This window comes from Kocuria subflava (genome assembly GCF_012163155.1).
Taxonomy (GTDB): domain Bacteria; phylum Actinomycetota; class Actinomycetes; order Actinomycetales; family Micrococcaceae; genus Kocuria; species Kocuria subflava.
This window is the reverse complement of record NZ_JAAVUN010000046.1, coordinates 1-5,993: the sequence shown is the minus strand read 5'-3', so window position 1 is coordinate 5,993 and position 5,993 is coordinate 1. Positions and strand designations below refer to the sequence as shown.

The following is a 5,993-nucleotide window of genomic DNA, read 5'->3' as shown; positions in this document are numbered from 1 at the left end:
TTTCGATGGAGCCGTTGGAACTGCCTTCAGCCCGCACCCCGACGTCCACATTGCTGCCGTGCGCCCGGGCTAAGCTTTGTGGGGCACCGCGGTAGGCGCCGGCCGAACTGAACGCGCCTTGGAAGCCACTCTTGTCACCTTCGTCACCGCTGGCTGGGGCCTGTACTCCGAACAGAGCTATGACTCCAGCGCATACCAACACACCAATTCGCCGAAGCATGTGATCATCCCTGCACAGGAGTCGGCATGACCAGTTCCCATTCACCATCCATGTGGTTCAGGTGCATCAAAGCCACGTGGTCGGGGGAATCAATCGGTTCAAGCTCTTCGACTACGGCACCCGTTGAGTCCCAAATGGTGATGCCTTCGAACTTTGATTTGACTCGTGGTGCGGGGAATCCATAGTCGTCGACTGGCATTGGGTCATCCAGGATGGTCAGTTCCTCGCGCCCACTGGTCGCCCAGCCGCCGTCCGCGTAGTGCTCGTCAATGGCGTCGTACTCCTCCAGGCAGAAGTCGCAAGCCGGTGCGGTGATGTCCCGCAAGATGGAGGTGTCGCCCGTTTGCCAGGCATACACACGCGCATCGGAGAGGTAGTCCAAGAACGCCTGGGCACCCTCCACCGACTCCTCATCAGCCACAGCAGGCTTGCTCGGCTTGGGCACGTCCTGCGCAGGACCCTCAGCAGAAGCCTCCACATACCCATCCGCACCACCAGATGCAGAAGCCGACTCCGTGGGTGAAGCAGAACCGGGGGAAGCATCGCCGTCGTCGTTGGTAGAAGTGTCACCACACCCGGTGAGCACACCACCGACCAACAACACAGCAGACACACTCAACACACCAAAACCACGCACCACAGCACAGCCTCCACTCAAGCAACCCCACTCACCAGGGTGAACGTGCCTCGACCCTAAGCAAACGCCCCCGCATCAGGAAACCCGAGCCACTGAATTGTGGATAACCACCGTCACGCACTGTCATCCCAGACCAAAACATGAACCACTGGACAGGACAAGGCTCAGCGCGGTCCGCGGAACATGCGGCGCATCATCACAGAGGTCCCTCGGTTGGATTTTTTCTTGCCCCGAAGCTTGGCACTGCTGTTCACGGTGGCGCTCATCAACAGCATGGCCACATACATGCACCCAGCCAAGATGGCCAAGGACAGCAGCAGAATGCCCAACAATCCCCACGTACCCATCAACAACCACCAGTCCTGTTCTTTGCGGTCACGGTCCTGGTGCTCAGGGTACCGGGCACTCTGACAGGGAGTTCTGAGCAGTTTGGGACGCCATCAACACCTGATGCCGTCCCAAACTGCGCAGAACTCGCTCCTGTCACCGCGAGCGCAACAGGTCGTAGACGGAAGAGTCATCCCGCCGCCCCATGCCCTCTCGGCGTCCGCGCACGTAGATCTGCTCCGCCGCGGAGGCCAAGGGGACCGGTTGCTGTGCCGCACGGGCTGCATCGGTCACCAGCCCCATGTCCTTCACAAAGATGTCCATGGCGGAGCGCACCTCAGCTGATTCACCCTCCAGCATGCGGGGGCCGCGGTCACCGAACATGAACGACGCCGCAGCGCCTCCCTGTAGTACCTCCAAGCACTGCTGCGGGTCCAGCCCCATGGAATCCGCGAGCGCCAACGCCTCCCCTGCCACGGCAATGTGCACACCGCACAGCAGCTGGTTGACCACCTTGAATCGCTGTCCGTCGCCCACCAGTGAACCCACCACGGGCGCTTGGGCGGCCATGAGGTCGAGCAGCGGCTGGACTTTGGCGATGTCAGAGTCAGCACCACCCACCATGACCAGCAGGTCACCGGTGCCGGCACGTGCCACGCCACCGGAGACTGGCGCATCCACCACACCAACGCCCTGCAGGGCCAGTCGCGTACCTGCCCCTTCCACTGCTTGCGGCCCCACCGTGGCCATCACCAGGACCACGGCACCCTCCGGCAGCACTTCAGCAATACCCGTTTCCGGGGTGAAGAGCACCGAATCGAGCTGGGCGCCGGTGGCCACCATGACCACCACAACATCGGTTCCCGCCACGGCTTCCCGGGCGGTCGGGAACAGAGAGAGTCCCTCACCCACCCGGTCTGCGGCGTCGGGGGCCAGGTCAAAGGTCTGCACTTCCACTCCACCCTTGCCAAGGACGGTGGCCATGGGAGCTCCCATGGCCCCCAGGCCGATCCACGAAATCTTGGTCATCACACAGTCCTCTTGTTGTTTCACTTCTTGGAGTTGGTCAGTTGGGTGGCTTGAGCCAATACGTCCACCACGTCCGCCACGGCGGATTCCGTTCCCACGTTGCCTGGGAACACCACGAACGGGCAGCCCTGGGCTTGCGCGTCCGCTTCGATCGGCATGAACTGGGAGGTCTGCCCGGGAAAGAACTGCCCGCCCACACGGGCTCGCCGGATTCCCAAGCCCTTGTGCGCCACCTCGTGAGACGTGATGCCGCCCTTGGCGATCACCCATGCCGGTTTGGCCTGCATGACCCCGCGCACCACGTCCACCACGGCATCGGAAACGGACCGAGCAATGGCCAGCGACTCCTGCGGATCCTCAGTGCGCACCACATCGCGGCTGGTGTAGACCACGACGTCGGAGCTCACCAATGCTTGTTCCGCTCGCTTGATGGCCTGGTCAAGATAGGCCTGGCGGTCATCCCCGAGCACCGTGGGGACGTGCAGTTCGATCTCGAACAGGCTTCCGCGGTCCTTGACCACGTCCAGTTGGCGGTTGGTCAACCCCACGTGGGAGCCCACCACCAGCAGTCCGTGCGGCATGCGGCCGTCCCCGATGGCGATGTCCCCCGGCTCCAGAACACGAGCCTGTTGGATCCCTGCCAGGGGTCGGACGAGTGATGGTCCACAGCGGCTGATGAAGGTCCGGCCAGCCTCCTCCTGCCGAGCCAGCGCTTGGGCCACCACCTCTTGGTGGGCGTATTCGATGCCGTTGACCACCACCCAAGTACGTTCAGTGGCCTGCTCCAACACCGCAGACACTGCATCCACGCCGGCTGCAATGTCATCCAGCGTGATGGACAGAATCTCCTCCCGGTTCAGCTCCCCGCCGGAGCGTTCCATCAGGAAGTCCTTGAGGTTGGAGTTGGAGTAACCGAACGTGGCGTCCTGGGCAAAGTCCGTGTCCCCCACCCTCAGGTGCTCACCCTGCAGCACAGCCCAGTGAACGTCGTCGGTGGTGTAGCGCCCAGCTTCAAACATGGCCGGGGCGAACAGGAATCCGTTGACCCGAATGCCGCGTTCTTCCAGCACGTCAGCCAGCCCGTTGGGTTCGGCAATCACGTGCCCGCGCAGCGTGGAGTCACTGCGGGACACCAGATGCGGCATCTCCCCAGACGGCAGACCGTCCAGGATCTGGCGCAACAACTCCGTCTGCCGTTGCACTGCCTGGTCCTCATCCAGCGCACGGCTGTTGGTGAGGACAAAACAGGTGGCGCCCTCAGGTGCCAGGGCATCGATCACGGGCTGGGCGGAGAGCTCCAAGACCACGTCAACGTCATGGACGGCCTGGGACCCGGTGGGGTCGTCGTCGAAAACCAGGAACTTGCGGGTCATGGGCCACGCCTTTCAGGTCGATTCGGAAACAGCGGGATCAGGTGCCCGGTGAGGGTCACAGGATGGCTCCCACCAGCAGCCACATGATCCACACGGCAATCAGGCCGGCCACGGAAGCAGCCGTGGAAACCAACGTCCAGGTCTTCAGTGAGGTGGAGACGGGCACGGCAAAGTAGCGGCTCCAGATCCAGAACATGGAGTCGTTCACGTGACTCAATCCCATGGTTCCGGCGCCGATGGCCACCGCCACCAGGGCAATCTGCGCCGGTTCCAGATCCATGGTGGTCAGCAGTGGCGCCACCAGCGGTGCCGTGGTGAGCATGGAGACCGTGGCCGAGCCCTGGGCCGCGCGGATGAACAAGGCGAGCAACCAACCCAGCAGGATGATCGGCAGACCGGTCGAGCCGAGCAAGTCAGCCACGGCGTCAGCCACACCGGTCTCACGGAGGGTGTAACCGAACATGCCACCGGCGCCGGTGATCAGAATGACCGCTGCCACCGGGGGCAGCGCGGAGTTGATGACGTTCTCGACGTCGTCGCGGCTCCACCCGAACCGGAAGCCCAGCACCGCAGCCGCGTACACCACACCGATCAACAGCGCCACATGGGAGGCACCGATCAAGGAGAACAGCGTGGTCAGGGAGTTGTCCTCACCCAGAACGACGACGAACGTGGTTCCGCCCATGATCAGCACCAACGGCAGCACGATGGTGGAGAGCACCAGGGCAACGCTGGGGGTCTTGGTCTTGACGATGTTCATGGCGCCCGTGCCACCAACGGTCTGAAGAGTGTCAGCCTCACTGACGGGCACAAAGTTGCGGGCGGCCATGGGCTTGGAGACAAAGTGGGCCACCAACCACATGGGGACAGCCGCAATCAGGCCAAAGATCATGACCAGGCCGATGTCCGCGTTCAGCAGCTGGGAGCCACCCACAATGCCCGGGTGGGGCGGCACCACGCAGTGCACGGCCAACATGGCCCCGGCGATGGGCAGTGCGTACTTCAGCATGCTGCCCTGCAAGCGGCGAGCCACACCGAACACGATGGGGATCAGCACAATCAGTCCGACGTCCACGAACACCGGGATGCCAAAGATGAAGCCGGTGGCACCCAGCGCAAACGGTGCGCGCTTTTCACCAAAAGTGTTGAGCAGCCAACGGGCCAGGACGTCGGCGCCGCCGGAGACCTCGATGATGCGCCCCAGGATGGCACCCAGGGTCACGATCAGGGCCACGCTGCCCAGGGTGTTTCCCATGCCGGTGATCAGCAGTGGCGCCACTTCCACCAGGGGAATACCCCCGGCCAGGGCCAGCACCAGAGCAACGGACATCAAGGTGATGAATGGGTGGACTTTGCCCTTGATGATCAGGAGCAGGATTGCCGCGATCGATCCCAGACCGAGCAGCAGGAGTGTGGTTGTGGTCATGAGCCTTCTCTTCTGAGCAGAGACACGTGAGGCTGCGGGTGTGGTGATCCCGCACACAGATCAGATATCTGATGTCTTGGTAGTGTGATGGAGTGATTCAGGTCATGTCAATGCTCCAGCGCGTAGTATTTGGAAGCCCCCTCAACAGAAAGGCCCCACGTGCAGAGACGCTCTGAAATTGGCGTGGAGGCCCTTTTGGAGATGGTGACCTCCGGCGCCCTCCAGCCCGGAGAGCCCCTGCCACCCGAGTCAGAGTTGGCGCAGGCCTGGGGCATGTCCCGACTCTCGGTCAGGGAGGCGCTGCAGGAGTTGGCGCGCTCCGGTGTGGTCACGGTGCGGCACGGCAAACGCGGGCTGTTGAACCCCGTGGCCTCTTGGTCACCTCTGGAACCCCGCATTCTGCAGGCCCGCGGCACCATGAGCGGGGATCCCCTGGAGATCCCCCGGCAGATGATTGAAGCCCGCCGGGCCATCGAGGTGGAAACCACCCGCCTGGCAGCCACGCGCCCAGACAGCCCCGACGTCGACGACGCCAAACGCCACCTGAGCACCATGGAACAGACCATTGACTCGGACCAAGCTGCCTTCTCCCAAGCAGACCTGCAGTTCCATGCCGCGTTGGTCCGGGCCGCCGGAAACGTCTACTTGGCCTCGGCTTATGCACCCCTGGAGGAAGTTCTGCACGCCGTGCGCATCAAGACCTCCAGTCAGGAAGAAATCCGGCGTCGTGCGCTGCAGCACCACACAGCCATCTACAAGGCCGTGGCGGCCGGGGACGTACAAGCCGCCGGGGAGGCCATGCTCTCCCACATGGACCAGACCATGGATGACGTGATCAACAGCTTGGGTGCAGAAGCCTTCCGCTGAGCTTCGGGAGGCACTTCTGCGCAGTTTGGGACGCCATCAACACGGTGGATTCATGTGGTGGTTGCAACACCGGTTTTGTGGTCGGTGTTCAGCAACTGCGTGAGGACCTCAGCA

At 63.0% G+C, this 5,993-nt stretch carries 6 protein-coding genes; 1 reads left to right on the top strand and 5 read right to left on the bottom strand.

Annotated elements, in window-relative coordinates; translation table 11 throughout:
• Positions 1-224: 224 nt before the first annotated feature.
• The 5 genes from GTW58_RS12580 to GTW58_RS12560 form a co-directional block, all read right to left on the bottom strand.
• Complete coding sequence (locus GTW58_RS12580) at positions 225-833, bottom strand: DUF6318 family protein (protein ID WP_168023536.1); 609 nt, start codon at positions 831-833, stop codon at positions 225-227.
• A gap of 188 nt (positions 834-1,021) precedes the next feature.
• Entirely contained in the window at positions 1,022-1,204 is a 183-nt protein-coding gene (locus GTW58_RS12575) for a hypothetical protein (RefSeq protein ID WP_047690016.1), read from the bottom strand.
• Positions 1,205-1,340: 136 nt separating this feature from the next.
• Positions 1,341-2,213, bottom strand: a complete 873-nt coding sequence (locus GTW58_RS12570) for an NAD(P)-dependent oxidoreductase (RefSeq protein WP_047690018.1) — start codon at positions 2,211-2,213, stop codon at positions 1,341-1,343.
• Positions 2,214-2,233: 20 nt separating this feature from the next.
• Positions 2,234-3,586: a four-carbon acid sugar kinase family protein gene (locus GTW58_RS12565; protein ID WP_047690021.1), complete on the bottom strand. Its 1,353-nt coding sequence runs from the start codon at positions 3,584-3,586 to the stop codon at positions 2,234-2,236.
• 55 nt (positions 3,587-3,641) lie between these two features.
• Positions 3,642-5,012, bottom strand: coding sequence for a GntT/GntP/DsdX family permease (locus GTW58_RS12560; RefSeq protein WP_047690022.1), 1,371 nt, complete (start codon positions 5,010-5,012; stop codon positions 3,642-3,644).
• Between the two features lie 159 nt (positions 5,013-5,171).
• Between GTW58_RS12560 and GTW58_RS12555 the strand changes: the two genes are divergently transcribed.
• Positions 5,172-5,879 carry a FadR/GntR family transcriptional regulator gene (locus tag GTW58_RS12555; RefSeq protein ID WP_157980606.1) on the top strand — a complete coding sequence of 236 codons (708 nt, stop codon included), beginning with the start codon at positions 5,172-5,174 and terminating at the stop codon, positions 5,877-5,879.
• Positions 5,880-5,993: the final 114 nt, after the last annotated feature.

Excerpts from the sequence above, each read along its gene's own strand:
- GTW58_RS12575 (WP_047690016.1), bottom strand. The coding sequence starts at position 1,204 with ATGGGTACGTGGGGATTGTTGGGCATTCTGCTGCTGTCCTTGGCCATC.
- GTW58_RS12570 (WP_047690018.1), bottom strand. The coding sequence starts at position 2,213 with ATGACCAAGATTTCGTGGATCGGCCTGGGGGCCATGGGAGCTCCCATG.
- GTW58_RS12565 (WP_047690021.1), bottom strand. The coding sequence starts at position 3,586 with ATGACCCGCAAGTTCCTGGTTTTCGACGACGACCCCACCGGGTCCCAG.
- GTW58_RS12560 (WP_047690022.1), bottom strand. The coding sequence starts at position 5,012 with ATGACCACAACCACACTCCTGCTGCTCGGTCTGGGATCGATCGCGGCA.